The organism is Aestuariivirga litoralis (genome assembly GCF_015714715.1).
In the GTDB taxonomy this organism is placed as follows: Bacteria; Pseudomonadota; Alphaproteobacteria; order Rhizobiales; family Aestuariivirgaceae; genus Aestuariivirga; species Aestuariivirga litoralis_A.
Window position 1 is genome coordinate 2092260 of record NZ_WAHS01000001.1, and the last position, 26480, is coordinate 2118739.

General features: G+C 57.3%; 31 protein-coding genes. 11 read left to right on the plus strand and 20 right to left on the minus strand.

Annotated features, from left to right (window positions below; all coding sequences use genetic code 11):
* Positions 1-6 precede the first annotated feature (6 nt).
* On the plus strand, positions 7-1401 hold the full coding sequence (locus tag F8B91_RS10615; protein WP_196503665.1) for a protein adenylyltransferase SelO: 1395 nt from the start codon (positions 7-9) through the stop codon (positions 1399-1401).
* A gap of 6 nt (positions 1402-1407) precedes the next feature.
* Here the strand turns inward: F8B91_RS10615 and F8B91_RS10620 are convergent, their stop codons facing one another.
* The 4 genes from F8B91_RS10620 to F8B91_RS10635 all read right to left on the minus strand — a co-directional run bounded on the left by F8B91_RS10620 (position 1408) and on the right by F8B91_RS10635 (position 5480).
* On the minus strand, positions 1408-2553 hold the full coding sequence (locus F8B91_RS10620; protein ID WP_196503666.1) for a DNA recombination protein RmuC: 1146 nt from the start codon (positions 2551-2553) through the stop codon (positions 1408-1410).
* 375 nt (positions 2554-2928) lie between these two features.
* A complete protein-coding gene (locus F8B91_RS10625; protein WP_196503667.1) occupies positions 2929-3717 on the minus strand; it encodes an NlpC/P60 family protein in 789 nt (262 codons plus the stop codon).
* Positions 3717-4061: a MarR family transcriptional regulator gene (locus tag F8B91_RS10630; protein ID WP_196503668.1), complete on the minus strand. Its 345-nt coding sequence runs from the start codon at positions 4059-4061 to the stop codon at positions 3717-3719. Before F8B91_RS10630 ends, F8B91_RS10625 begins: the two co-directional genes overlap by 1 nt.
* Before the next feature lie 60 nt (positions 4062-4121).
* Positions 4122-5480, minus strand: a complete 1359-nt coding sequence (locus F8B91_RS10635; protein WP_196503669.1) for a leucyl aminopeptidase family protein — start codon at positions 5478-5480, stop codon at positions 4122-4124.
* 59 nt (positions 5481-5539) lie between these two features.
* Between F8B91_RS10635 and F8B91_RS10640 the strand changes: the two genes are divergently transcribed.
* The gene (locus F8B91_RS10640) at positions 5540-6367 is read left to right on the plus strand and encodes a tetratricopeptide repeat protein (RefSeq protein WP_210324352.1); all 828 of its coding nucleotides are present in this window, start codon (positions 5540-5542) and stop codon (positions 6365-6367) included.
* Between the two features lie 2 nt (positions 6368-6369).
* On the opposite strand, the gene F8B91_RS10645 is transcribed toward F8B91_RS10640, so the two are convergent.
* Positions 6370-6915 (minus strand): NADPH-dependent FMN reductase, encoded by a 546-nt coding sequence (locus F8B91_RS10645; RefSeq protein WP_196503671.1) that lies wholly within the window; start codon positions 6913-6915, stop codon positions 6370-6372.
* Positions 6912-8315 carry a cryptochrome/photolyase family protein gene (locus F8B91_RS10650; RefSeq protein WP_196503672.1) on the minus strand — a complete coding sequence of 468 codons (1404 nt, stop codon included), beginning with the start codon at positions 8313-8315 and terminating at the stop codon, positions 6912-6914. Before F8B91_RS10650 ends, F8B91_RS10645 begins: the two co-directional genes overlap by 4 nt.
* Before the next feature lie 36 nt (positions 8316-8351).
* Between F8B91_RS10650 and F8B91_RS10655 the strand changes: the two genes are divergently transcribed.
* Positions 8352-9869 (plus strand): cryptochrome/photolyase family protein, encoded by a 1518-nt coding sequence (locus F8B91_RS10655; RefSeq protein WP_196503673.1) that lies wholly within the window; start codon positions 8352-8354, stop codon positions 9867-9869.
* Positions 9870-9919: 50 nt separating this feature from the next.
* Here the strand turns inward: F8B91_RS10655 and wrbA are convergent, their stop codons facing one another.
* Both wrbA and F8B91_RS10665 read right to left on the minus strand, forming a co-directional pair.
* Positions 9920-10522, minus strand: a complete 603-nt coding sequence (wrbA, locus tag F8B91_RS10660) for an NAD(P)H:quinone oxidoreductase (RefSeq protein WP_196503674.1) — start codon at positions 10520-10522, stop codon at positions 9920-9922.
* 18 nt (positions 10523-10540) lie between these two features.
* Positions 10541-11038, minus strand: a complete 498-nt coding sequence (locus tag F8B91_RS10665) for a VOC family protein (protein WP_196503675.1) — start codon at positions 11036-11038, stop codon at positions 10541-10543.
* 127 nt (positions 11039-11165) lie between these two features.
* On the opposite strand from F8B91_RS10665, the gene upp reads away from it, so the two are divergent.
* Complete coding sequence (gene upp / locus F8B91_RS10670; RefSeq protein ID WP_196503676.1) at positions 11166-11810, plus strand: uracil phosphoribosyltransferase; 645 nt, start codon at positions 11166-11168, stop codon at positions 11808-11810.
* 77 nt (positions 11811-11887) lie between these two features.
* Positions 11888-12622 (plus strand): response regulator, encoded by a 735-nt coding sequence (locus F8B91_RS10675; protein ID WP_196503677.1) that lies wholly within the window; start codon positions 11888-11890, stop codon positions 12620-12622.
* Between the two features lie 37 nt (positions 12623-12659).
* Here the strand turns inward: F8B91_RS10675 and F8B91_RS17015 are convergent, their stop codons facing one another.
* The gene (locus F8B91_RS17015; protein WP_281432908.1) at positions 12660-12782 is read right to left on the minus strand and encodes a hypothetical protein; all 123 of its coding nucleotides are present in this window, start codon (positions 12780-12782) and stop codon (positions 12660-12662) included.
* A 240-nt stretch (positions 12783-13022) separates the two neighbouring features.
* Here F8B91_RS17015 and F8B91_RS10680 point away from each other — a divergent pair, with 240 nt between their 5' ends.
* Complete coding sequence (locus F8B91_RS10680; RefSeq protein ID WP_196503678.1) at positions 13023-13481, plus strand: c-type cytochrome; 459 nt, start codon at positions 13023-13025, stop codon at positions 13479-13481.
* Positions 13482-13493: 12 nt separating this feature from the next.
* Positions 13494-14387, plus strand: coding sequence for a cytochrome c (locus F8B91_RS10685; RefSeq protein ID WP_196503679.1), 894 nt, complete (start codon positions 13494-13496; stop codon positions 14385-14387).
* On the opposite strand, the gene F8B91_RS10690 is transcribed toward F8B91_RS10685, so the two are convergent.
* Positions 14374-15057 carry an alpha/beta fold hydrolase gene (locus F8B91_RS10690; RefSeq protein ID WP_196503680.1) on the minus strand — a complete coding sequence of 228 codons (684 nt, stop codon included), beginning with the start codon at positions 15055-15057 and terminating at the stop codon, positions 14374-14376. The genes F8B91_RS10685 and F8B91_RS10690 overlap by 14 nt on opposite strands.
* 63 nt (positions 15058-15120) lie before the next feature.
* Here F8B91_RS10690 and F8B91_RS10695 point away from each other — a divergent pair, with 63 nt between their 5' ends.
* Positions 15121-15312, plus strand: coding sequence for a DUF6496 domain-containing protein (locus tag F8B91_RS10695; RefSeq protein ID WP_196503681.1), 192 nt, complete (start codon positions 15121-15123; stop codon positions 15310-15312).
* Here F8B91_RS10695 and F8B91_RS10700 read toward each other — a convergent pair.
* The 7 genes from F8B91_RS10700 to F8B91_RS10730 form a co-directional block, all read right to left on the minus strand.
* Positions 15309-16046 carry a GH25 family lysozyme gene (locus tag F8B91_RS10700; protein WP_196503682.1) on the minus strand — a complete coding sequence of 246 codons (738 nt, stop codon included), beginning with the start codon at positions 16044-16046 and terminating at the stop codon, positions 15309-15311. The genes F8B91_RS10695 and F8B91_RS10700 overlap by 4 nt on opposite strands.
* Before the next feature lie 85 nt (positions 16047-16131).
* Complete coding sequence (gene pnp / locus F8B91_RS10705) at positions 16132-18291, minus strand: polyribonucleotide nucleotidyltransferase (RefSeq protein ID WP_196503683.1); 2160 nt, start codon at positions 18289-18291, stop codon at positions 16132-16134.
* Positions 18292-18488: 197 nt separating this feature from the next.
* Positions 18489-18758 carry a 30S ribosomal protein S15 gene (gene rpsO / locus F8B91_RS10710; protein ID WP_196503684.1) on the minus strand — a complete coding sequence of 90 codons (270 nt, stop codon included), beginning with the start codon at positions 18756-18758 and terminating at the stop codon, positions 18489-18491.
* Between the two features lie 21 nt (positions 18759-18779).
* On the minus strand, positions 18780-19700 hold the full coding sequence (truB, locus tag F8B91_RS10715) for a tRNA pseudouridine(55) synthase TruB (protein ID WP_196503685.1): 921 nt from the start codon (positions 19698-19700) through the stop codon (positions 18780-18782).
* Positions 19701-19891: 191 nt separating this feature from the next.
* Positions 19892-20923 carry a sensor histidine kinase gene (locus tag F8B91_RS10720; protein WP_196503686.1) on the minus strand — a complete coding sequence of 344 codons (1032 nt, stop codon included), beginning with the start codon at positions 20921-20923 and terminating at the stop codon, positions 19892-19894.
* A gap of 112 nt (positions 20924-21035) precedes the next feature.
* Complete coding sequence (locus F8B91_RS10725) at positions 21036-21431, minus strand: translational machinery protein (RefSeq protein WP_196503687.1); 396 nt, start codon at positions 21429-21431, stop codon at positions 21036-21038.
* Between the two features lie 17 nt (positions 21432-21448).
* Positions 21449-22489: a zinc-dependent alcohol dehydrogenase family protein gene (locus tag F8B91_RS10730; RefSeq protein ID WP_196503688.1), complete on the minus strand. Its 1041-nt coding sequence runs from the start codon at positions 22487-22489 to the stop codon at positions 21449-21451.
* A gap of 268 nt (positions 22490-22757) precedes the next feature.
* Here F8B91_RS10730 and F8B91_RS10735 point away from each other — a divergent pair, with 268 nt between their 5' ends.
* Positions 22758-23408, plus strand: coding sequence for a BON domain-containing protein (locus F8B91_RS10735; RefSeq protein ID WP_246715022.1), 651 nt, complete (start codon positions 22758-22760; stop codon positions 23406-23408).
* 154 nt (positions 23409-23562) lie between these two features.
* Here the strand turns inward: F8B91_RS10735 and F8B91_RS10740 are convergent, their stop codons facing one another.
* Complete coding sequence (locus F8B91_RS10740) at positions 23563-23754, minus strand: hypothetical protein (protein WP_196503689.1); 192 nt, start codon at positions 23752-23754, stop codon at positions 23563-23565.
* Positions 23755-23781: 27 nt separating this feature from the next.
* On the opposite strand from F8B91_RS10740, the gene F8B91_RS10745 reads away from it, so the two are divergent.
* Positions 23782-24528, plus strand: a complete 747-nt coding sequence (locus F8B91_RS10745) for a metallophosphoesterase family protein (RefSeq protein ID WP_196503690.1) — start codon at positions 23782-23784, stop codon at positions 24526-24528.
* A gap of 1 nt (position 24529) precedes the next feature.
* Here the strand turns inward: F8B91_RS10745 and F8B91_RS10750 are convergent, their stop codons facing one another.
* Positions 24530-25414 (minus strand): LysR family transcriptional regulator, encoded by an 885-nt coding sequence (locus F8B91_RS10750; protein ID WP_196503691.1) that lies wholly within the window; start codon positions 25412-25414, stop codon positions 24530-24532.
* A 115-nt stretch (positions 25415-25529) separates the two neighbouring features.
* Here F8B91_RS10750 and F8B91_RS10755 point away from each other — a divergent pair, with 115 nt between their 5' ends.
* A complete protein-coding gene (locus F8B91_RS10755) occupies positions 25530-25991 on the plus strand; it encodes a VOC family protein (protein ID WP_196503692.1) in 462 nt (153 codons plus the stop codon).
* A gap of 43 nt (positions 25992-26034) precedes the next feature.
* Here F8B91_RS10755 and F8B91_RS10760 read toward each other — a convergent pair whose 3' ends face one another.
* Complete coding sequence (locus tag F8B91_RS10760; RefSeq protein WP_196503693.1) at positions 26035-26478, minus strand: hypothetical protein; 444 nt, start codon at positions 26476-26478, stop codon at positions 26035-26037.
* Positions 26479-26480 lie beyond the last annotated feature (2 nt).

Below are 26480 nucleotides of genomic sequence, written 5' to 3' on the forward strand. Positions count from 1 at the left end.
GCGCTTATGAACGCACCGCAAATTTCGCAGAATTATTCTGACCTGCCACCCGTGCTGCATGCTCCGGCGGAGCTGTTGCCCGTCGCGGAACCGCAGCTGGCCATAGCAAATGACAAGCTGGCTGCAGCTCTTGGTATCAGCCGGGACTGGCTGCATGGCGAAGAGGCGTTGAAGCTGCTGTCAGGCAGCGCCCCCGCCGCGCATGGCCAACCGCTGGCCATGGCCTATGCCGGGCATCAGTTCGGCGGGTTCAATGCCAGCCTGGGTGATGGCCGGGCCATGCTGCTGGGTGATGTGATGGGTGTGGATGGGCAGATTTATGAGCTGCATCTCAAGGGCACCGGGCGCACGACATTCTCGCGCGGGGCCGATGGGCGTGCCACTTTGTCTGCCATGCTGCGTGAATATATTATCAGCGAGGCGATGGCTGCGTTGAGTGTGCCCACCACGCGGTCGCTCGCCGTAGTGTCGACCGGTGAACGGGTTTGGCGGCAAAGGCCGGAACAAGGTGCCGTGTTAACTCGCGTGGCGAAGAGCCATGTGCGCGTGGGCACGTTCCAATATCTGGCAGTGCGGAGCCAAGTGGATGCGATCCGCGCTTTGATGGAACATGAAATCGCGCGGCACATGCCGGGTGTTTCTGGTTCGCGCGCTTTTCTGGCGGAAGTGATCGCGCGGCAGGCGAAGCTGATCGCGCAGTGGATGAGTTTCGGCTTTATTCACGGCGTGATGAATACCGACAATATGCAGATTGCCGGCGAGACGATTGATTACGGCCCCTGCGCCTTCATGGATATGTTTCATCCGCAGAAGGTGTTTTCTTCGATTGATGAAAATGGCCGCTATGCTTTCGACAAGCAGCCAGTGATCGCGCTGTGGAACTGCACGCGGCTGGCCGAGTGCCTGTTGCCACTGCTGGATGACGACAAGGCTACTGCGATCAAGATGGCAGAAGCCGAGCTGATGAATTTCATGCCGCAGTTCGAAAAGGAATTCGAGCGGCGCATGCTGGCAAAGCTGGGGATTTCAGATGTCGCACAAGTGGAATTCATCACCCAGACCATCATGGAGATGGCCAATTCAAGGTTGGATTTTACGCAGTTCTTCACGTCGCTGACGCGCGGCGAGGATGTGGCCATGCCGGACGCATGGAAGCAGAAACGCAACGGCTTGCTGGCCTCTGATGCGCAGGCGCTGATGGCAGCTCATAACCCGGTTTACATCGCGCGCAACCACCGGGTGGAAGAAGCGCTGGCAGCGGCGGGTGAAGGCAATCTGTTGCCACTGCACCGGTTGTTGCTGGCCGTGCAGCAGCCGTTCATTGCGCGGGCGGAATTGGCCGAACTGGAAAAAGCACCGGGGCCGCAGGAAGAAGTGCTGCAGACGTTCTGTGGAACGTGAGCACTCTTACTTGATCAGTCTCGGCTTCGGTGCGACGGCCTGAATCTCTTCCAGCTCCAAACTCTCGATCTTGTTCGCGCGGCGGATGATCTTGTCTGTTGATGTTGAAAGCTGATCGAGGTCACCCGCCGTCTGGGCGAAATGCTGGCGCAGTTTGCCGACGCGCTCATTCATGCGGTTCACATCTTCCAGCAGCTTCACCACTTCGGCCTGGATCACGCCGGCTTGCTCGCGCATCGCCGCATCGCGCACGATGGCCTGCATGGTCTGGATCAGCAGCATCAGCACATTGGGCGAAGCCAGAATGATATGCGCACGATGAGCGCGCTGGATCACATCCTCGAAGCGTTCATTGAGTTCGACATAGATCGATTCCGAAGGCACGAACATGATTGCGGTTTCGTGCGTCTCGCCGCCAATCAGGTATTTCTCGGAAATGTCCTTGACGTGTTTCATCACGTCTGACTTCAAGCGCGTGATGGCCTCTTGGGCCGAAACCTCGTCCACCGCTTCTTTCATGTCATTATAGGCTTCGAGCGGAAACTTGGCGTCGATCACCAGTTTCAGCCGCGAATCTGGCAGGGTGATGATGCAGTCCGGCCTTGTGCCATTGGAAAGCGACGCCTGGAATTCATAGGCCTTGGAATGCAGCCCGTCTGAAATGATCGCTTCCATCCGGCCTTGGCCGAAGGCACCGCGCGTCTGCTTGTTGGAAAGAATGTCTTTCAACGTCAGCATTTCATTGGACAGCGCCACAAGATTGTTCTGCGCCACATCAATCACGGCGAGGCGTTCGTGCAATTGGCCCAGCGATTCCGCCGTGCGCTGCGACTGGTCGGCAAGCCCCTGGCCCACGCGGTGGGTGACGGCGGCAAGGCGTTCATCCAGCGTGGTTTGCAGGACGGCCTGCTGGTTTTGAGCCTGATTGGAAAACTGGTTCATGGCGCCGGAAAGTTCGGCGAGGCGCACTTCAAGCTCGATGGTGCGAGCCTGTGCATCAGCGCGTTCCGCCCGCCTTCCACTCTGCGCGCGCCAAGCGAGCACGAGGGTGACGATGAGCAGGAAGAAGAGCAAGCCCAAGACAATTTCGATCACATCGATGAGACCGAAGGCGTGGGAACCGATTTGCAGGACGGTGGGATTAAAGAACATGGAACGAAACTAGCAGATTCGTCGTTGTTCTTAAAAGGGTGGGGTCCGCCCACCTACTGGGTGGAGCGGACCCCGGGGCCTATATCAGTTCGGGACGGCGACAGGAACCGACACAGGCTTTGCAGTACGGGATTTCTGGCTTGGCACTCTTTGGGAAATGTTTGGCCCCGACCCCCGCGAATGAGCACAGAGTGCCGAGCAAAGGCGGCACCAAAACAGCGCGAAAAGGACTTCGCCAAGGTTATATTTGGGCGGGAATGTGGCTAGAGCATTGCGGATTTTGCAACGCTTGAATCAGCGTTCTGTCAGAGAGATTTGCGCAAGCACACAGCGCATTGATAACGCAGCATTCGCGAAATTTTTCACAACCTCGCGTTAGAGCGAAAGCCGCTTGATGGCGGTGACCGGCGTAGGCGTACGCGCAATCGCGTCAGCTAAAGGTTCACTCACGGTTTTCATCCAGTGGCCATTGGCATGCAGCAGGGTTTTTGCATCCTGCATGATTCCCACATGGCCCTTCCAGAAGACCAGATCGCCGCGTTGGAGATTGCGGTGATCGTTCACCAATACACCGAGCTCATGTTCCTGCATGTCGGCGTCGCGCGGGGCGACGACGCCGGTGGCCTGCAGCGAAACTTGCACGAGGCCGGAGCAATCCAGTCCGTGTACGGATTTTCCGCCCCAGTAATAGGGTGTGTGCAGCATTTGCTGTGCGACGGCGACGAAATCTTTTTCCTTCACAGACTTTGCGGCGAGATGCCCTGCGAAGACAAAGCCGCCGGTGGCGAGCCCGACAAAGTCGCCTTCGGCGCCGATCACCTTGAATTCGGCATTCATCGGCAGGAAGCGCACGGGATGCGATTTGAGATCAGGCCAGGGATAAAGCAGCGTTGAGGGCACAGTGACGCGGTGGGTGGTTTCAACAATGTCAGCGGTGAGGGCGGCGGTTTCGACAAAGCCGACATAGCCATCGCGTGACAGCTGGATCCAGGAATAAGCACCTCGTATGTCGAGCAGCGTGCAAAGCTCGCCCATCAAGGCCTGAGTTTCCTGCCTTGAATCAGCCTCGGGGCGCTTGAGTACGGGCGCGATCGGCACGGTGAACTGCCGCTTCTCGCCCTTGGCCAGAATATCTTCATCCACATGGCGGCGCGCATCAACCATCAAATCACCTTCGAAGAATTAGCAACGAGATCGCCCAGTCGTTCGAGAAACAGCGAGCCTTTCACTGTGCGTTGCACGAGCACATTGCGCAAATCCTTCTCGTCGCGGCGGCGGGACACAAGGCCGAGCTTGCCCATCGCATCCAGCGCGCGGGTGATCACCGGCTTCGACACATTGAGCTTGGCGGCCAGCCCACGCACTGTGTGGGGCGGCGGTTCGAGATAAATGTGAAGCAAAATCGTCATCTGCCGCAATGAGAGATCGGGTTCGTCATCTTTGACCTGGGCCAGGCCCACATCATGCCATAGGCGAAGCGCCTGCGCGGTGGACAAGGGTTGCAACATGTTCGGCTCCAATCATTACGGAACCGTTTCATTTTCGGACTCTTTGGCCCCCGACGCAAGCTATTTTGCGAAGCGTTCGGCGATCACTGCAAAGAGCGCCCGCATGGCTTGGGCCTCGCCGCCCTTGGGCCGGCCCGGCTTGGTGTTCGGCACCCAGCCAAAAATATCAAAATGGGCATAGGCCTTCGCCTTCTCGACAAAGCGGCAGAGGAACAAGGCAGCCGTGATCGAGCCGGCGAAACCACCAGCACCGGCATTGTTGAGATCGGCGATGGGCGTTTCGATCAGGCTGTAATAGGGCCGCCACAATGGCAGCTGCCAAAGGGGATCATTCTCCTTCATGCCGTGAAGGTTGAGGCTGGCGGCGAGTGCGGCATCATCGGTGTAGAAGGGCGGAAGATCCGGCCCCAGCGCCACGCGGGCAGCACCCGTCAGCGTGGCCATGTCGATCAGCAGATCAGGCGCTTCTTCATCGGCCAGGGCCAGCGCATCGGCCAGGATGAGGCGGCCTTCAGCATCGGTGTTGCCAATTTCAACGGTGAGGCCTTTCCTCGTCTTGAACACATCACCGGGGCGGAAGGCATCGCCAGCAATGGCATTCTCCACGGCGGGCACGAGAACACGCAAACGCACAGGCAGCTTCGCCTCCATGACCATTTGCGCGAGGCCGAGTACATTGGCGGCACCGCCCATATCCTTCTTCATCAGCAGCATGGAGGACGAGGGCTTGATGTCGAGGCCGCCGGTGTCGAACACCACGCCCTTGCCGACCAGTGTGACTTTCGGATGTTTGGGATTACCCCAGGTGAAATCAATCAGTCGCGGGGCGCGGGTGGCAGCGGCACCAACCACATGGATCAGCGGGAATTCCTTCTCCAACTTCTTACCTGAGATGACGGTGATCGCGGCCTTGTGCGCCCTGGCGATCTTGCGGGCAGCGGCTTCGAGTTCATCCGGGCCGAGAATATTGGCGGGGGTGTTGATCAGGTCGCGCACCAGGAAGGTGGCATCGACTTCGCGCAGGAGCCGCGCTTCATCCACGCCCTTGGGCAGGACGAGTTTGACTTTCTTGGCTTCTGCGGGTCGGAAGGGGTCGTAACGATAAAGCTCCAGCGCCCAGCCCAAGGCGGTGAGATGGGTGGCCGCTGCGCATTCATAAGTGCCGGGCGGCAGCTTGGAAGAAATCGCACCCAGTGCAAAGGGATCAGCATCGGTAGATGGCGCACCCACCAGAAATTCCTGCACCGCACCGTTCGCAGAAAGCACCGGCATCAGGGACAGAGGCGATGCCTCAAATCCCAAGCTTTGCGCCTGCAGCTTGAGAGCCGCCGGCAGGCTGGCCAATTCAGCCTTGCTGATGAGCCTCAGGCTCACGGCCTTCGACCCCTCGGCGGCAAAAATTTCCTTTGCATTCAGCATGTGCATTTCCCTGATTCTGGCTGGGAACATGGTTAATCGTTTCTTTAACAAAAATCAGCATGCTCAGCCTCATGTCCGTCATGCGTTTTTCCGTTCAGATTTCCGCCATCGTTTTTCTGGCTTTAGCTGCGTCCGGCTGTGTTTCGCACCGGGCCGATTCGAGTGCTGACCAGTTGACCACGGGCAGCACGTCTCCAGCCATGGCGCCCGCGCCCAATACCGGACCGGCGGGTTCATATCTTGGAACACGCAAGCTGGCTGATGATTGGGCCGCACATCCGGGCGATGAAAAAATCGGCCTCGCTTATGCGGCAGCCCTTGGCAAATTGGGCCAGCAGCAGACGCAGATCGATGTACTGAAGGCCGTTTCCGTGGCACATCCGAGCGATGCGGGCACGCAGGCTTCCATCGGCAAGGCATTGCTTGCGGCCAACCGCCCGGGCGAAGCGGCCGCCGTTCTCGAACGCGCCGTGGCCACCGGCCGGGCCGATTGGAAAACCTATTCCGCCTTGGGCTCTGCTTATGACGCGCAGGGCCAGTATGATATGGCACGTGCGCAGTATGGCAAGGCACTGCAGCTGCAGCCGGGCGCGCTTTCGGTGCAGAATAATCTGGGCATGTCCTATGCCCTGCAGGGCAACCTACCGCAGGCTGAAAAAGTGCTGCGTGTGGCGCTGGCGCAGAATGGCTCGGCGACCGAACCGCGCATCCGGCAGAACCTCGCACTGGTGGTTGGCTTGTCCGGCCGTTTCGATGAAGCGCGCAAGATTGCTTCGGCTGATTTGCCACCCGATCAGGTGGAAGCCAATCTGGCCTTCCTGCAGGATATGCTGAACAAACCCAATACCTGGGCGCAACTGCAGAACCAGAACACTACGGCAAACTGAGCTTAAGGCTTCTTCTCAACCCAATCGAGAAATGCCTTGAGCCAGGTGGCCAAGTGGCGTTTCACGTCGTCATCAATGACATTGCCATCGGCATCAAAGGTCTTGCTGTTGTTTCCGGCGAAGACTTCGGGCTTTGGCATCACAATGGCTTGCAGGCCCTGCATGTTCTGGCGCAAAGCGAGTTGCGAGCGTGCGGCACCCAAAGGCCCATCAGCAGCGCCAATGATACCAACACGCTTCCAGTGAAACGGCGAGCCGCCGCGTGACATCCAGTCGGTGGCGTTTTTCAGCACACCAGGAATGGAGCCATTATATTCCGGCGTGGCGACGATGATGCCATCAGCGGCCTTTACCTTTTCGCTCAACGTTACCGCCGCTTCCGGCTTGCCATGGGCCCTTTCCGCATCGCCATCATAAAGCGGGATGCCATGCAAAGTGGCCATTTCATATTCAACATGGCCGGGCATGATGTCCTTCAGGGCGCGCAGCAGGCCGGTATTGGTGGAGCCTTTGCGCAATGCGCCTGAAATGCCGATGAGCTTCGTCATGCCTGTTCCTTCTTGATACTTGCTAGGGCGGCCATGGCGCGGGTGCGGGCCTGCGCATGGTCCACCATGGGTGCAGGGTAATCTGCCGGAGGATTTGGCATGTTCCAAGGGGCATGGATGAATTCTGCCGATACATGCTTCAGCTCCGGCACCCAGCGTTTCACATAGTCGCCCTGGGGATCAAATTTCACGCCCTGCAGGACGGGATTGAAGATGCGGTAATAGGGCGAGGCATCAGCGCCGGAACCCGCCACCCATTGCCAGCTGGCGGCGTTATTCGCGATGTCAGCATCGACCAACGTGTCCCAGAACCAGCGCTCACCTTCGCGCCAATCAATCTGCAGATGCTTGATGAGGAAGGAGGCCACCACCATGCGGACCCGGTTGTGCATGAATCCTGTCGCCCAAAGTTCACGCATTCCGGCATCGACGATGGGATAGCCGGTCTGGCCCTTTTGCCATTTGTGCAAGTGGTCAGCACTTTTCGCCCACGGCATGTCATCAAATTCAGGGCGGTAGGACTTGGTGGGAAAATCGGGAAACAGCACGAGCAGGTGATTGGAGAATTCGCGCCACAGCACTTCGTTCAGGAATTTTTCGGCGCTGTGGTCGAGCTTGCCCAGCTTGCGGTCCATCGCGGCGCGGATGGCAGACCACGCCTGATGCGGAGAGATTTCTCCCCAATGCAGGTGAGGACTGAGGCGCGAGGTGAGCGGCTGGTCCGGGCGATCACGTCCATCGGCATAATGTTCGAGCGCATCATCGATGAAGCTCGCGAGAGCTTTCTGTGCACCCTGCTCGCCCGGCTGCCAGTGGCCTTCGAAACTCTTGGCCCAATCCGGCTTTGAAGGCGTGAGTTGCCAGTCGTCAAGCCTGTCGGATTTCAAACCGTGTTTGGCGATTTCAAATTTCGGCACAGGCTTTGGTGCACGCGGTTCGCCGCTGGCGAAGCAGGCACGGGAGAAAGGCGTGAAGACCTTGTAGGTTTCGCCCGATCCGTTCTTGATCGCCTCCGGCTCATGCAGCAAAAAGCCGCCGTGGCGATGGCACGTCACATTCAAATCGTCACAGATTTTCTTGACGCAGGATTCCAACGCGGGCGACCAGGGTGCATAGTCGCGGGTGAAATGCAGGCTGGTGGCTTCGGTCTGCTTCAGGACCTCCGCGATCACGTCGTCGGCGCGGCCCTTGCGCAAAACGAGCGGCAGATTTTTACCAAGTGCCGCAAGCGAGTGATGCAGCCACCAACGCGAAGCGCCGCCCCAGCGCCATTCGCCCGGCGTATCATCGTCCAGTACGTAAAGCGGTATGATGGCACCCTTTGCCGCTGCGGCGGTGAGGGCGGGATGATCAGAAAGCCGCAGATCCTGCCGCAGCCAGAGAAGAATGGGTGGTGCCATGAGATCCAATGGTTTGTTACATCCGTAATACGCTGAATGGCGCGTTTGGATCACAAAATTCTGCTGATTACCGGGGATCAGCTGTCGCTGAATTTGTCTGCGCTGCGGGCAGTTGAACCGGCTCACACTCACATCTTGTTGGCAGAAGTGGTGCCAGAGGCCACCACCGCCAAGCACCACAAGAAGAAGATCGTTCTGGTGTTTTCAGCGATGCGGCATTTTGCCGAGGAACTCCGGCGTGCGGGTTGGAATGTCGACTATGTCACGCTTGATGATCCGGAAAATTCGCAAAGCCTGAGCGGCGAGGTAAAGCGTGCGATGACGCGGCATCAGGCCGACACGGCGGTGATGACTGCGCCCAATGACTATCGTTTGCGGGGCGAATTGGCCTTCGTGGAGCAATTGGAGGACAACCGCTTTTTCAGCAGCGAAGCGGAATTCAGGTCTTTTGCTGAAACACACAAAAACCTGCGGATGGAATTCTTTTACCGGGCCCTGCGGCAGAAAACCGGACTGCTGATGGAAAACGGGCAGCCTGTCGGTGGGCGATGGAATTACGATACCGAGAACCGCAAACCGGCAAAGTCCGCAGCTTCATTCGTGCCGCCGCCACGATTTGAGCCCAATGTCATCACGCGGGAGGTGATTGACCTAGTGAAAGCGCGGTTCGACGACCATTATGGTTTGCTTGAGCCCTTCTGGTTTGGCGTGACCCGTAGTGATACGCAAGCCGCCTTCGAGTCATTTTTGAAGAATGCGCTGCCCCATTTCGGCGTCACCCAGGACGCGATGCTGGAGAATGAGTATTTTCTCAACCACAGCATGATCTCGCTCTATCTCAATCTTGGCCTTCTGGATGCTCGCATGATCTGCAAGGCGGCAGAAGCTGCCTATCTCTCCGGAGACGCGCCGCTGGAATCAGTCGAGGGTTTTATCCGGCAAATCCTGGGCTGGCGTGAATATGTGCGCGGCGTTTACTGGATGAAGATGCCGGATTATCTCTCCAGCAATTTCCTGAAGGCGGATGTACCGATTCCTGATTTCTATTGGTCAGGGGACACCGACCTGAATTGCGTGAGCCAAGCTCTGCGACAGACCCATGATGAAGCCTATGCCCATCACATCCAGCGGCTGATGATCACCGGAAATTTTGCGCTGCTTGCGGGCATCAATCCGTTTCAGGTGCATGAATGGTATCACGCCGTCTATGCCGATGCGTTTGAATGGGTGGAAGCGCCCAATACAATCGGCATGGCTTTGCATGCCGATGGCGGGCTGATGGGCTCCAAGCCCTATGCGGCCTCGGCCAATTACATCAACAAAATGTCGAACTACTGCAAAGCTTGCCGTTACGACCCGAAGCAAAGATTGGGGCCTGAGGCTTGCCCGTTCAATGCGATGTACTGGAATTTCATCGGCAAGCACCAGGACGTTTTCAGCCACAATCTGCGCATGGGGCAGATTGTGAATGCCTACCGCAAATTCAGCGCGGATGAAAAACAGGCGATTGCCAATCAGGCAAATGGCTTTATCGGCAGATTGAAGCCGTATTGAACATAAAGATGCCGGACCAAAGGCCCGGCATTTTCATCATTGCAGAGAAATTACTTGGCGGCCAGCTTGGCTGCGATCTTGGCAACGTGTTCGCCCTGCCAGGCGGCAGCTTCGAGATCCTGCTTCGAGGGCATGCGCGAACCATCGCCACCGGTGGTGGTGGAGGCGCCGTAAGGCGAGCCGCCCTTGATGTCGTCATGGCCCATCTGGCCCTGATAGGCGTAAGGCAGGCCGACAATCACCATGCCGTGATGCAGCAGCACCGTGTGGAAGTTGAGGGCAGTGGATTCCTGGCCGCCATGCTGGTTGGCAGCGCCGACCATGACGGAACCCGGTTTGCCGACAAGGGCGCCCTTCATCCAGATGCCGCCGGTCTGGTCGATGAAATTCTTCATCTGGGCGGCCATCATGCCATAACGGGTCGGGGTAGCGAAGATGATGCCATCGTAATCCGCCAGCTCATCCGGCTTGGCCACGGGGGCCTTCTGGTCGGTCTTGTAGTGATAGGCCTTCTGAACATCTTCCGGAACGGTTTCGGCCACGCGCTTCACGTCAACCTTGGCGCCAGCGGCCTTGGCACCTTCAGCGGCAGCGTTGGCCATGGCTTCCATGTGGCCCCAGGAGGAGTAATAGAGAACGAGAATTTTGGTCATTGGTCTTCCTTTCAAAAATCAGATTGTGGCTTGCGCAAGAAGGTCGCGCAGATCGAGGCGGCGGGTGAACATGGTGAGCTTGCCGTCGGGGTCCTTCGGCCACTGGTCCTTGGGGCGATCCCAATAAAGCTCAACGCCATTCTGGTCGGGGTCACGCAGATACAGCGCTTCAGACACACCATGGTCCGAGGCGCCATCGAGGGTGACGCCAGAATCGCGCACGCGCTTCAGCGCGTTGGCGAGGTCGGCGCGGGTGGGATAAAGAATGGCGGTGTGGAACAGGCCTGTCGTGCCGGGTGGCGGCGGCGAACCGCCCTTGCTTTCCCAGGTGTTCAGGCCGATGTGGTGGTGATAGCCGCCTGCTGAAATAAAGGCAGCATCAGTGCCGTACATGACCTGCAGCTCGAAGCCGAGTAAGCCGCAGTAAAAGCCCAAGGCGCGATCAATATCCGCGACTTTGAGATGAACATGGCCGATATGGGTGCCGGCCGGCACGACGTAGCTTGGGGATGTCATATCTGTAACTTTCTAAGTTACCGATAAATACTCTTCCTTAAGACGAATTGCAAGGGCTTGGCCGAAAAAAGTGGATAGCTGAATGGCCGCAGTGGGCAAGGCCTCTCTCATGCGGCAAGATGGTTTTATGACCTTCAAAGCCCCCGCCAATCTCACCATCGTCAACCACCCGCTCGTGCTGCACAAGCTCACTTTGATGCGCGACAAGAACACGCCCACCGCCGTGTTCCGCCAATTGCTGCGCGAGATCAGCCTGCTTATGGCCTATGAAGTGTGCCGCGATCTGCCGATGACCACCCGGCATATCGAGACCCCGCTGGAACCCATGGAAGCGCCGGTGATCAAAGGCAAGAAGCAGGTGATTGTTTCGGTGCTGCGCGCCGGCAGCGGGCTGCTTGAGGGCATGCTTGATCTCATTCCGTCAGCGCGCGTCGGCCATATCGGCCTTTACCGCGATCCGAAGACGCTGCAGCCGGTGCAATACTACATGAAGGTGCCGGAAGACATTGCCGAGCGGGACACATTCGTGGTCGATCCGATGCTAGCCACCGGCAATTCGGTGGCCGCGGCTGTTGACCGGCTCAAGGAAAAGGGTGCCAAGGGAATCCGCCTGGTGACGCTGCTCGCCGCACCGGAAGGCATTGAACGTTTTCACAAAGCGCATCCCGATGTGCCGATTTTCACGGCAGCGGTGGATTCGCATCTCAATGACCATGGCTATATCGTGCCGGGCCTGGGCGATGCCGGCGACCGGATGTTCGGGACGAAATAAGAGACCATTAATCATCACCCCGGTTTGGCCCCGGCGTTAAGGTATTGGGCAAGGAGTGGCGGGATAGGTTAATCCCAATGACCGCCTCCTCCGCCGCCCGCACCGTGATTTTCCCCCGTCCCGATGGCAAGCCCCGCCGCGTCCTCTATGCCGAGGACCAGGAAACCTCACGCGTGGTGACCAAGGCCATGCTGGAACGCATGGGCTTTCTGGTGGATGCCGTGGAAGATGGCGAACTGGCGCTGCATGCCGCCCGCAATGACAATTATGATGTGATCCTGCTCGATATCGAAATGCCGGTGATGGATGGCGTGACCGCTGCCCGGATGATCCGCGCCGAGCTGGAGCATGTGGCGTCCACCCCTATTCTGGCCCTTTCGGCTTTCCTTGCTGATTCCACCGAACATTCGATCTGGCGCGATGCCTTTGACAGCGCGCTTCCCAAACCCACCACCACGCGTGAGCTGTTCAAGGTGATGCATGCGGCCGTAACCTCGCGCGACACCCGTGCCAAGGCAGCAAAGCCGAAACAGGCTGCGCCGAGCATGACGGATTATTTGAATGCGTTGAAAACCAGCCTGCCTTCAGGCCTGTGGCGCAGACTTTCAGCCACGGCGGCGCAGGACATGCATCACCTGGTGAATGTGCTGGGTGCGGCCCAGCAGACCAATGACAAGGACTTGTGTGCCGAAGCGGCGCGGAAGCTGATCCAGATGGCCACGACGTTCGGTGCGGCCAAGGTAGCGGAACTGGCCCGGAATGCCGAAGTTGCGGTGTTGCGCCGCGAAGTCACGAACTGGGCGATGGGGTGAGTTTATGCCTCTGCCTCAAGCAGGGGTAACGGAAATCTTAGTTCTGCAGCGCGCGGGCTTCGAGCGACTTCAGAACCTTCAGCTCTTCCAGGACCTCCGGGCTCATGCCCTGGGTGGCGCCGATTTGGCGGTATTGGCTGGGGGTGGACTTCTTTTTCATGATCAATCTCATTTGCGAGCATTTAAAGCTTGGAACTTAAAACAAGCCTAACCCGCACAGCCTGAATGCCATTGGAAGGCGCTATTCATGGGGCGTTCACCGGGCGAAATCGCGGCATTTGCGTTAAATTACGGCAAGATGATGCGTGACGCAGTATTTCGGCTCTGGACAGGGAATAAAGAGATGTCCAAACTGTAATCAATCATGTGGCAATAGGCCCAGAGTTGGAGGAATTGAACCATGTCTAAGCTGAAAGTAGGACTGATCGCTGGCATTTTGGCGCTTACCGTGGGCGCTGGCGTTTCATTGGCCGCAATGAGCGCTGATGACGCCATCAAGGGCCGCCAGGCCTGCATGAAACAGGGCCATGGTGGGGTGATGAAGGTGGCCGTGCCGATCATGAAGGGCGAAGCGCCTTTTGACGCTGCGGCTTTGAAAGCCGCCTATGATGGCGAAGACGCCGCCTGCAAGGATTGGGACGCGTTCTGGGCGCCCGGGACCGAAAAGGGCACGGTGGAAACCCATGCTTTGCCCGCCATCTGGACGGACAAGGAAGGCTTCGCTGCCGCCGGCAAGGCCTGGTATGACGCCGCCACCAAGCTGCGCGCCGCCACCGATGAAGCCAGCTTCAAAGCTGCCTTCCCCGCCGTGGGTGCCGCCTGCAAGGGCTGCCACGAAAAATTCCGCGCTGCTGACTGATCTCACGCCGCGATGAAACGCACTCTTCCAGCCCTGGCAGTTCTCATACTGCTGGGGCTTGGCTTTTTCTGGTGGATCACCAGCCCACAGCCCTTTGCAGCCGACGATATTCCCGAGCATGTTGCCAATCTCGAAAACGGCAAGCTGATCTTCCATGCCGGGGGTTGCATGTCCTGCCATGCGCCGGGGGCTGACCTGAAGGATGTGGCGGCTGATGTGCCGGCGGGCGGCAAGCCGTTGGTCACCCCGATCGGCACGCTCTATCCGCCTAATCTGACACCCGATCCTGAAACGGGTTTGGGCAAATGGAGTGATGCGGATTTCGTCAATGCCGTGCAGCGCGGACTCTCACCTTCAAACGCGCATCTCATTCCGGCCTTTCCCTATACGTCCTATGCCCACATGAAGGTGGAAGACGTGCTGGATTTGAAGGCCTATCTCGCCTCGCTGCCGCCGGTGGTGAATAAGGTACCGGAAGAACCATTTCCGGCCATTCTGCGGCGCGGCATCGGCGCGTGGAAATGGGTGAGCTTTGACAGCACGCTGTGGAAGCCTGACCCCGCACAAAGTGAAAGCTGGAACCGCGGATCTTACCTCGTCAATGGCCCCGGCCATTGCCAGGAATGCCACACGCCGCGCAATCTTTTCATGGGGTTGAATTCATCCAAGGCTTTTGCCGGCGGGCCGCATCCGGAAGGCAAGGGCAAGGTGCCCAGCCTGCGCTCCCTCGTGGAGCGTGAAAAATACAAGGACGCTGCGGACCTTGTGCTGGCCTTCCAGAATGGTGAGACGCTGGGTTATGAACATATGAGCTCCGGCGGCATGGGCGATGTGCAGAGCAATCTTTCCAAATTGCCCGACGCGGATTTGACCGCAATTGCGGATTATCTGCTCAGCCTGAAATAGACAGAAAGCCCGCCACGCTGCGGGCGGTTTCCTCTGGATATTCCAGTGTGGGGAAATGCCCACAATCCTTGATCAGCACCGCCGTTCCGCGCGGCACGGAAGTCGCGATCTTCATCGCGGTTTCTGCTGGGGAATATTGATCATGCTCGCCCCAGAGGCAGAGGACTGGGCAGGTAATTTTGGAAAGAAGCGGCCAGAGATCGGTGCGATGTGCCATGGCGTCTGACTGCAGGGCAAATCGTTCCGGCCCGCCTTTGCGGCTCATGGCGCGGAAGGCTTCCATGGTTTCAGGCCCGCGCGGACCGGGCAGATGCGAAACGATGTCACCCATTTCCTTCAGCACCACTTCAAACTCGGTACCGCGCACGCGTTCAGACCGTTTGAGGCCGGCCGCCTGATCGACAACTGGGCCTGCGCCCGCACCGATGATGATCAAGACTTTCACGCGCTCAGGCGACGCCACCGCAGTTTCCAAAGCCACGCGGCCGCCGAAGCTGGTGCCCAGCAGGAAGAATTCTTTCGGCGCCTGCGCCAGAACCTGATCGACGCAAGCATCCATACGACTGCCAGAAGCAACCACCACCTTGGTCTCAAGACCGAGTGCAGCATTGAAGGTTTCGTACAAGCCTTCGTCACAACCGAGGGCAGGGATTTCGAGAAGCAGCGTCATGCAGCGATCCTATCATGAAACCAAAACGTCTGGGAGGCGTTGGTTCCGCATAGGAGAACCATCATGCCGCATAAATATTCCGCAGCCGCTGAAAAGAAAATTCACACGGTGATGCACGAATTCAAAGAAGGTGACCTGAAAGGTGGCAACGGTGACCACCCCAAGGTGACGAGCCGCAAGCAGGCAGTGGCCATCGCTTTGTCGGAGGCGCGCGCTGCAGGCAAGAAAGTGCCGCCGAAAAAGAAGTCTCATTAAGTCGGCTTGGCGAAGCATTTGAAGGATGCTTTGAAACTTTGGAATTCGGCGTTGTTGCCGCGAAAGACGTTGAGATCGACAGGCGTTGCAATGCCGGGACGAGCAGCGCTGTCGTGGTATTGCCAAAGAATCCAGCTTCGTTGCCTGTAAAAAGGCGGCAGCCCGATGCTGCGGGCCCATATTTTTTCGCTTGCGCTCAGCCCACTGAGATAGACTTGATCGAAACTCTCATCCGTATAGACCAGAGGTCGGCAACCCGCTTCTGCTTCCACTTTGTCGAGAAAGGCCACAACTTCCTTCGGCACGTCGATAACTGTGGTACCATCGCTGCAGGATTCCATTTTTTCTGCATCAAGCACGGGCGGCAATTGATCGGCGTCTTTCGGCAGTTGCGCCAGAAAGCTCTTGGCCTGTTCCTCTCCGGTTTTGCATTGGGTCAGGAAATGATAGGCGCCGACGAAAAGCCCTGCATCGCGCGCGGCCTTCCAATTTGCGACGAATTGGTCATCCACAAAAGTGCCGCCCTCGGTGGCCTTGATATAGGCGAAGCGGATATCGCTCTTGGCCACCAATGGCCAATCGATCTTGCCCTGATGATGCGACACGTCGATGCCTTTCACACCGGAATAGAGCCAAAAGAAGCCCGCATAATTCCAGCCGAAATAGAGCCCCGCGCCTGCTGCCAGCAACAGGACGAGGATCGCGCGATACACTATGCGGCTGAAACGCTTCATGCGTTGAGTGTTAGCAGGCATCGCCCAAAATAAAAACGCGGCACCTTTCGGCACCGCGTTTGATAACTACTTACCTGAGTAACGCTTATGCGTCGCTCTCGGCATTGGCTTCAGCCGGGGCTTCGCCGCCGGCCTTCTTGGTGAGGTCTTCACCGGTGGCCTGATCGACAGCCTTCATCGAAAGCTTGATCTTGCCGCGGTTGTCGAAGCCCATGAGCTTGACCTTGACCAGATCGCCTTCCTTCACAACGTCCGACACCTTGTTGACACGGTGCGAGGCGAGTTCGGACACATGGATGAGACCGTCCTTGGCGCCGAAGAAGTTCACGAAAGCACCGAAGTCCATGATCTTGACGACCTTGCCTTCATAGATTTCGCCGACTTCCGGCTCAGAGACGATGCCCTTGATCCACTTCAAGGCAGCGGTGATCGCTGCACCCGAAGACGAAGCCACCTTGATGGTGCCGTCGTCCTGGATGTCGACCTTGGCGCCGGTCTTTTCCACGATTTCGCGGATGACCTTGCCGCCGGTGCCAATCACTTCACGGATCTTGTCGGTGGGGATCTTGATGGTTTCGATGCGCGGCGCATGCTCGCCAAGGCCCGGACGGGCCTTTTCGAGGGCTTCTGACATCTTGGTCAGGATGTGCAAACGGCCATCCTTGGCCTGCCACAGAGCAACCTTCATGATCTCTTCGGTGATACCGGTGATCTTGATGTCCATCTGCAGCGAGGTGATGCCTTCAGACGTGCCGGCCACCTTGAAGTCCATGTCGCCCAGGTGATCTTCATCACCCAGGATGTCGGACAGAACGGCAAAGCGCTCGCCTTCCTTGATCAGGCCCATGGCGATACCCGCCACCGGAGCCTTCAGCGGAACGCCAGCATCCATCAATGCGAGCGAAGCGCCGCAGACGGAAGCCATCGAGGACGAACCATTCGACTCGGTGATCTCGGAGACCACGCGGATCGTGTAGGGGAACTGATCCTTCGGCGGCAGCATCGGATGGATGGCACGCCAGGCGAGCTTGCCATGGCCGATTTCGCGGCGGCCGGTGGCACCCATGCGGCCCACTTCACCCACCGAGTAGGGAGGGAAGTTGTAATGCAGAAGGAAAGTTTCCTTGTACATGCCGTCGAGGCTGTCGACATATTGTTCATCTTCACCGGTGCCGAGCGTGGTCACGACCAGCGCCTGGGTTTCACCGCGGGTGAACAGGGCCGAGCCGTGGGTGCGCGGCAGGACAGAAGCTTCAGCAACGATGGCGCGAACCGTTTTGGTGTCACGGCCGTCGATACGCAGGCCGGTATCAAGGATCGAGTTGCGGACGATGTCCTTCTCGAGATGCTTGAAGGCTTCGCCAACCTTTTGCTCGGTCGGGGCCTTGGCGTCTTCCTTGTTGACCAGAGCGGCCTTCACGGCATCCTTGGTCTTGGCAACGGCGTCCTGGCGGTCTTCCTTCTTGGCGATGGAATAGGCAGCGCGCAGGTCCTTCTCGGCGTTCTTCTTCACGGCCTTGAAGAGGGTTTCTTCATCCGGAGGGGTGAAATCGCGCGGGCTGCGGGCAGAGCGTTCTGCCATGCGGATGATGGCTTCGATCACCGGCTGGAAGCCAGCATGACCGAACATCACGGCGCCGAGCATGATTTCTTCCGAAAGCTCCTTGGCTTCCGATTCAACCATCAGCACGGCGTCCTGGGTACCGGCCACCACGAGATCCAGGGTCGATTCCTTCATCTGTTCCTGGGTGGGGTTCAGCACGTATTCGCCATTGATCATGCCGACGCGGGCTGCACCGACCGGGCCCATGAAGGGAATGCCGGAGAGGGTGAGCGCTGCGGACGAGCCCACAAGGGCCACGATGTCCGAGTCATTTTCAAGGTCGTAGGAAATGGTGGTGGCGATCACCTGGGTTTCCACGCGGAAACCTTCCGGGAAAAGCGGGCGGATTGGGCGGTCGATCAGGCGGGAAACCAGGGTTTCCTTTTCAGTCGGGCGGCCCTCACGCTTGAAATAACCACCAGGGATCTTGCCGGCGGCATAGGTCTTTTCCTGGTAGTTCACGGTGAGCGGGAAAAAGTCGATGCCGGGCTTTTCAGCGCGGGCGGCAACGGCGGTGGAGAGAACGGTGGTTTCACCGTAGGTGGCGAGAACCGCACCGTCGGCCTGACGAGCCACGCGGCCCGTTTCGAGGCGAAGTGTACGGCCGCCCCATTGGATTTCTTCAACGTCAATGTTGAACATGTTTTCTTTTCCTTTGTCCTGCGCTGCCGCTTTGTCACCGAGCCTGTGGGCAGCATCCCCTTTGGACAAATCGTTCACGGCCCCATTGCCGCTTTCCGAAGTCGGGGACGCGGGCAGCAATCCGGTGTCTGCCCGCTCGTATATTAGTTTCGTCGCATCTGACGATTTTGGCTTTTCTTGCGAAAAGCCAAAACGCTTTAGCGGCGGATTTCGAGGCGCTTGATCAGGGTCTGATAGCGCGCGTCATCCTTGCTCTTCAGATAGTCGAGCAGCGAACGGCGGGCAGCAACCATCTTCAAAAGGCCACGGCGGGAATGGTTATCCTTCTTGTGGGTCTTGAAATGGTCGGTCAGATAATTGATGCGTTCCGTGAGGATCGCGACCTGAACTTCAGGCGAACCGGTGTCACCGGTCTTGGTTGCGTATTCTTTGACAAGCGCAACTTTGCGCTCTGCAGTCATCGTCATAGTTTCTACTCCGGACATCGGTTAAAGATTGAAAAGTCTCTTGATTTTCAATGCGCCCTGGGAGATTTCGCCTAATCCGACGAGGTCTGTGCCTGAGCGCACCAAAACCGCCGCCTCGCTCACGGGAGCATTTGCTCCACGCAACAGGACCTTTTGGCCCTGTCTCAGTCTGGCGGCATCATTTTCCATAACGGCCAGTGCCGGGATGCCGTCCAGCACGGTCTCAATGGGAAACAAGGCGCCTTGCAGCGCCTCTTGGCCCGGCATATGGCTCATTTCCTCCAGCTTTTCCAGCGAAATCATCTGGTTTTCCGTGAGCCCGCCGACTTGGGTGCGGCGCAAAGCGGCGACGTGACCATAGCAGCCGAGGGTGCGCCCGATATCACGCGCCAAGCTCCTGATATAAGTGCCTTTTCCGCAGACGATTTCAAAATCAGCAAAATCCGCGGTGGCTTCGTTGAGTTTCAATTCCTCAATGAAAACCGGGCGTTCCACCATCACAGGAGCTTCCCCGGCGCGGGCCAGGTCATAAGCGCGCTCACCGTCGATCTTGATGGCCGAAAAGGCGGGGGGAGCCTGCATGATTTCGCCGGTGAACCGAGGCAAAATGGAAGCAATTTGGAGCTCATTGGGACGGTTTGGGGAGGTGGCCGTAGCTGTTCCCTCGAGGTCGTCTGTCGTTGTCTCAGAGCCCCAGGCCACGCGCACCCGGTAAATCTTGCGGCCATCCATCGCCCAGTTCACCGTCTTGGTGGCCTCGCCCAGGGCGATCGGCAGCAAGCCGGTGGCCAGCGGATCAAGCGTGCCGCCATGGCCGGCCTTGTCGGCGTTGAACAGCCAGCGCACTTTGCCCAGCGCCTGGGTTGAGGTCATGCCATAAGGCTTGTCGAGGGCGAGCCAGCCATTGATCTTGAGGCGCGGTTTTTTGGTTGGGCTTGTCATGGTTGCGGCGGGTGATAGCCTTGAACGATGCGCCTTGCCATTGTTTCCGACTTCCACGGATTTTGCCGGCCCTTGAGGAGGTGATTGCGGCTTCCCACTTGGACTTTGGTGACAGCATTGCAGTTGCTTATCCCACCATTGCCAGCAACTTAAGAGATTCGCTGCCCGGACCGCACTGTTCAATGTGTAAACTAGTGCAATCTGGCTTCGGATTGGTGGTGTTCAACCGACACTCGGGTACCACCAACACCCGTTGCCACGACAACTTCGGCCTCTAACTGCTGAGCCAAAGCTTTCACAATCGACGTTCCCAACCCTCCGGTTCGGTGATCTGTAACGCCAGACATGCCGCAACCATTGTCGGACACGGCCAAGGTCCAATCCTCGCCCGAAACCTTGTACTCAACTTTGATTTCACCCAAATCCGCAGGCGGCGGAAAAGCGTGTTTGAGCGCGTTGATGGCGAGTTCTGTGACAACTAACCCCATGCCGACCGCGCGTTCGGATACCACAGCACCTGGATCGGCAAATACACGTATTGTAATTGATCGTCGGTCACCAATCATGGATGCCGCTAAACTCTCACAAAGTCGTGTCAGGTATTCGCCGATCTCAACCTTCTCGCCACTGCCGGATGCTGTGAGCTGCTGTTGCAGGGCTGCAACCGACATAACGCGCCGATGGGCATCCTCCAGATGGCCGCGTGTCTCATCTGACGTCACTTTGCGCGCCTTCAGAAGGAGAATGCTGGCGATGATCTGAAGGCTATTGGCAACACGATGGCTCATCTCGGCCATCAGTGTATCTTTCCGATCACTCAAGGCCTTGAGTAGTCGTTCGTTATTACGACGCTCTGTAATATCCTCGATGGCGAGCAACAATGTCGAATTGGTATCGTTCTTGTAAAAGACTTTTCGAGCATTGAGCAACATCACTCGCGGGCCGAGGCGCGCAAAATTCTGCTCCAGCACAAAATCGTCCATCACATCATGTTCGGGAATGACGCGCTCAAGGAGATGTCGCAGCGCTTCGCTTTGCCACTCACCATTTCCGAGATCATATATTCGATGGCCGATTGTGTCTGATGGCGTGGTCAGGAATTTCGAATAGAATGATCGGCTGGCGGCTACCACCTTCAGGTTTTTATCCAGTACCAAAAGAGCGTCGCGTACGGTGTCGACCATGGCGTGAGCCAAGGTTTTCCCATCTTCCATCGAATCCATTGATACCTGCTGAACACCTTCCCAAGGAAGGAAAGAACAACACTGCGCCCCATTTATGTGAATAGCAAAGACTAAACGGATGAACGCAGTCGAAATAGATGTTCTGTATGACTTAATGCAAAATCATGGCGTCCACGGGTTTAAAGAATTTGCGCGCATAGGCGACTATTTCCCCGTCGCTGGGGTGGTCGACGGTCTCGACGCCGAGAATTTTGGCCTTGAGTTTAGGGCTGTATTTTTCAAGGTATGTCATGAATTCTGTCTTGGCGTTGCCTGGGCCGATTACAAGAACCTCACCTGACTCGGAAACAGCCAAAGCGATTTCATTCATAAAGGCAGGTTCCATAACTTCGTGCCCAGACCCTATTGTATTTGCCTTGTGGTGAAGGTGCATTGCGGTGTCTTGCGCATGCACACTTTGACTATCTTCTTCCCTTGCATTGAAGTGAAAGACCTTGGCCTGGCGGTGGTCGAGCCAGATGACAGCGTGGAAATGTGAACTGCTCATTTTTGAATCCTCCTGGATTACTTAAATTCGATGATGACTTTGAGTGCCTTGGTTTTTGCCGCGTTGCCAAACGCCTCATAGGCATCCAGAATTTTGTCGAATTTGAAATGGTGGGTGATCAGTTTCCTGGGTTCGATCTTGCGGGAAGTGACAGTTTTGAGAAGCATGGGAATCGTGGCCGTATCCACCAAACGCGTGGTAATGGATATGTTGCGATCCCAGAGTTTTTCCAGATGGAGGTCCACCTTCTTCCCGTGAACTCCAATGTTGGCGATGGTGCCTCCCGGTGCGATGATGGCCTGACAAAGTTCAAATGTCGCCGGAATGCCCACAGCTTCGATGGCTGTGTCGACGCCGCGATTTGCCGTGAGCTTCATCAGTGCGTCTAACGCCTGGCCATCGGCACTATTGATCGTGTCCGTGGCGCCAAATTGCTTGGCTACTTCGAGGCGATTGTCATCCAGGTCGATCATGATGATCTGGGCCGGCGAGTAGAACTGCGCCGTCAGCAGCGTTGCAAGGCCAATGGGCCCAGCACCCACAATGGCAATTGAACTTCCCGGCTGGACCTTGCCATTCAGCACACCGCATTCAAAGCCTGTTGGTAGAATGTCACTCAGCATCACCAGGGCCTCTTCGTCCGCACCCTTCTGGATGGGATAAAGGCTGGTATCGGCATGTGGAATGCGAACATATTCGGCCTGGGTCCCATCAATGGAATTGCCGAGGATCCATCCACCGGTGGTGCAATGGGAATACATCTGCTTGCGGCAATATTCACATTTTCCACACGCGCTCACGCAAGAGATGATGACGTGGTCGCCTGGTTTGAAGGCGGTGACAGCCGGTCCGGTCTTGTCAACGATGCCAACGCCTTCGTGGCCCAGGATGCGGCCTGGCTGGCAGGTGGCCACGTCGCCTTTGAGAATGTGAAGGTCGGTGCCGCAGATCGTCGTCTTGGTCATCTTGATGATGGCATCGGTGGGATCGAGAATGACAGGATCTGGACATTCCTTCACGGCCTTGTCCGACGGGCCAATATAGACGAGAGCTTTCATGCGGCGCTTCCTCTGTTGTGAATTGAAGATGAAGCGCCAGGCAGAACGAACGGTGTTCGACACGTCTGCCAGAACAAGGGTGGCTACGACGAGTTTGTTCCCTGACTTTAAAACTTAATTTGCTGATTTGGGCCAAGCGACGGAACAATGAGCCGCTAGGTATTGTTGGATGCGTGATGCGTCCTCAGTCGCCATGAAGAGGCAAGGGCATTGAGACAAGCCAGGTTTAGCCTAGCTTTCCCAGATAATTCGGCGACAGGAGATGATCATGTCCGACAAAAACCTTCAAGACAATGTGATGGCGGAACTGAATTGGGAGCCGCGTGTGAACGCAGCCCATATTGGCGTGACCGCCAAGCAGGGCGTCGTCAGTTTGACTGGCCATGTCGAAACCTATTCTGAAAAGAATGCGGCAGAAGCAGCAGCTTGGCGTGTGAAAGGCGTTAAAGGCATTGCTCAGGAAATCGACGTCCGCCTGCCCAATTCGGTGAAACATACCGATGAACAGATCGCGGAAGCCGCGCTCAGCCGGCTGTCATGGGATGTGACCGTTCCCAAAAATTCGGCTTCTGTGAAAGTCCAGGAAGGTTGGCTTACCTTGACGGGCGAAGTTGAATGGCAGTACGAGAAAAACGACGCTGAATATGATGTGGCACGCCTTCCGGGTGTCACCGGCGTTTCCAACCAGATCACTCTCAGGCCACGGGTTGACACCACCGATATCAGCAACGGCATCCGTACCGCACTTCACCGCTCTTGGTTTTTTGATCCAGACACAATCCGAGTCAAAGCCGATGGCGGGAAAGTCACTCTGAGCGGAACGGCCAATTCCTGGCACGATCGCGAGGTGGCGGGCAGCACAGCTTGGGCCGCGAAAGGCGCAACTTCTGTCCAAAACGACATCACGGTTGCCTTCTAAGTAGATTTGCCGCCGGTTCTCATAGGGTCGGCGGCATTACTTTGGCGCTCTGATGTCAATAGGACCGACGATTGTGGCTAGCGAATCTCGGGTGAGCGCGAACGTGGTTCCACCACGTCTTATGAACTGAACCCTTACGGCACATACGGACGTGTTAGGTTTTCCTGCCGTCCATCGCCAGCAAGCCGATAGCCAGGGGATCAAGCGTGCCGCCATGGCTGGCCTTGTCGGCATTGAACAGCCAGCGCACTTTACCCTGCGCTTGCGTCGAGGTCATGCCGTAAGGCTTGTCGAGGGCGAACCAGCCGTTGATCTTCAGGCGCTGTTTTTTGGTGGGGCTTGTCATGATTGGGCCGGATGATAGCCTTGAACGATGCGCATCGCCATTGTTTCCGACATTCACGGCAACTTGCCCGCCCTTGAGGCGGTGATTGCCAATATCAACGCGGCCAAGCCTGATCTGGTGATCAATCTGGGCGACCTCGTTTCCGGGCCGTTGTGGCCGAAGGAGACGCTGCAGCTTTTGCAGAGCCTCAACTGGCCGACGATCAGAGGCAATTGCGACCGCGCGGTGGGTGCGCATCCGGCGGAGAAGCTTGGCGCATCGGATCGATTTGCTTATGACCGGCTATCTGTGGACGAACGCCAGTGGCTGCGCGACTTGCCCCTCACGCATCAGGTTTCAAAACGGGTCTTCGCCTGTCATGGCACGCCGGATGATGATGACACTTATTTGCTGGAGCGGGTGGAAGGCCAATATCTGGTGACGGCGCCACGCGAAATCATTCTGCAAAAGCTCGGCAAGATCACCACGCCGCTGGTGCTGTGTGGGCACAGCCATATTCCGCAATTCATCCAAGTGGCGGACGGGCGCTTCGTGTTGAATGTGGGTAGCGTGGGCTTGCCCGCGCATGATGCGCGAAACGTGGCGGAGCATGTGTATTTTTCCGAGTCCGGCACACCGCATGCGAAGTATGCCCTCGTGACGGTGCGGGATTCAGGTGGGTTCAATGTGCAGCAGCGTTGCGTGGATTATGATTTCAACGCGGCCGTTGCGAAGGCGGCGGAAGCCGGACGTGCCGACTGGGTACAGGGATTGAAAACAGGTGCGATGACTTAGGTCATGCCCGCATCGCTGCAATCACCGCACGCAGGCCGGCGGAGAGATATTTGCGGGTGGGATAATAGAGATAGAGCCAATCCTCTGGCGGGCACCAGGACTCGAGACAGCTGACCAAAGTGCCATCCTTCAGATCGCGGACCGCACGGCTTTCCCACACGAAGGCGAGGCCCATTCCGGCGCGGGCCACCTGCACCAGCAATTCATGATCATCGGAGGCAAATGGCCCGCTGGGTTGGAACTCTACCGCCTTGCCATCCTTCTCGAACACCCAGCTATAGCGCACGCCGCTGGGATAAAGATTCTGCATACAGATATGGTTTTTGAGATCTGCCGGCATGCGCGGCTTGCCGTGCTTTTTGAAATAGTCTTTTGAACCCACCAATACGAAACGCAGGCGGGGTTTGATTTTCACTGCCGTCATGCCATCGCGCAGGCTTTCGCCCAGTCTAATGCCGGCGTCAAAACCATCCTCCGCGATATCAACCAGCCGGTCGGTGGCTATGACTTCGAGGGTGAGATTAGGGTTGGCCTTGATAAGCGGCCCAAGCACCGGACCGATCACGAAGGGCGCAATCGAACTTGGAACATTGATGCGCACTTTGCCGAATGGCGTATCGCGAAACTGATTAAGCCCATCCAGTGCTGAACCCATGTCCAGCAAGGCCGGCGAAAGCCGCGCCACCAGCACGCTGCCCGCATCCGTCAGCGAGACGCTGCGCGTGGTGCGATTGAGCAGGCGCAAGCCGATGCGCGCCTCCAGATTGCTCACCGCGTGGCTGATGGCAGAAGCCGTAACACCGCGCTCCTCAGCCCCACGGCGGAAATTCTTGTGGCGCGCCACGGCATCGAAGGCCGCAAGTTCGGAAAGATCGGTCACCCGCATTACTGAACAAGACTCATCATTTAAACGATGACAAGCAATCTAATCAGAACAATCACAATGCGCAATAAGTCTCCTCACGCACTGATCATCACTGCGCAATTCAAGGAGAAATATCATGGCCGATTTCATTCCGCCCGCCAAAAACACCACATCCGATTTTGCCGATATGCGCGGCCACCATGTGGCCATCCGCACGCCGGATTATCCTTCCGCCAAGGCCTGGTATGTCGAGAAGTTGGATTTCCGCGTGGTGGCAGAATGGCCTTATGCAGATGAGCAGTTGGCCTATCTGGCGCCCGCCACTGACGATCATTTCTATATCGAAATTCTCGGCGGCGGCGAGCCTGCTCCGGTGGAAGCGCGGCCCTATACAGATCTGGGCGACAGCCTGAAATATCGCGGGCTGCACCATTTCTGCCTGAACGTCACAAGCGTTGACGAGACCGTGGCCAAGCTGCGCGCGCGTGGTGTGAAGATTGTGACCGAGCCCTTCATCCTGCCGGTGATCAGCCGCAAGCTTGCTTTCTTCTGCGATCCGTTCGGAAACCTGATTGAGCTGGCGGAAGTTCTGGCCTGATCCCAGACGCCCTTCTTCCCCTGTGGAAGAAGGGCGAACTCAATCACTCGCCGCATTCAAATGGAATCTCATTGTTCCATTTGTGCTTGCCGGAGGTGATGACGATTTTTAGATGTTGGCAGGTTACGTCGCGTAGCAAGAAGGCTTTGCTTGAATCTGCTTCGCCAACGAAGGTGAGATAGAAGTTCTTCAGTGCGTAGACCTGCTTGCCATCCTTGTCGGTGACTTTGATCGACGGTCTGTCCGGCTTTTTCGCCTGCGCGATTGTTTTGAAATGTGCCACCAGCAGCACGTCATCGGCGCGCGCACCGTCACTGGCGATAACGGTATTCCACAATGCGGGCTTGGTGGTGATCAGGTCGTCCGACAGCTTTCCGTCTCGGCTCGAAATCAGGAAGGCTTCCAGCTTGTCGAGAGTGACTTGTTCTGCCTGCGCTGCGCCTGAGAGTGTTGCCATCAAGATCATTGAGAACAACAGGCGGCGCATGC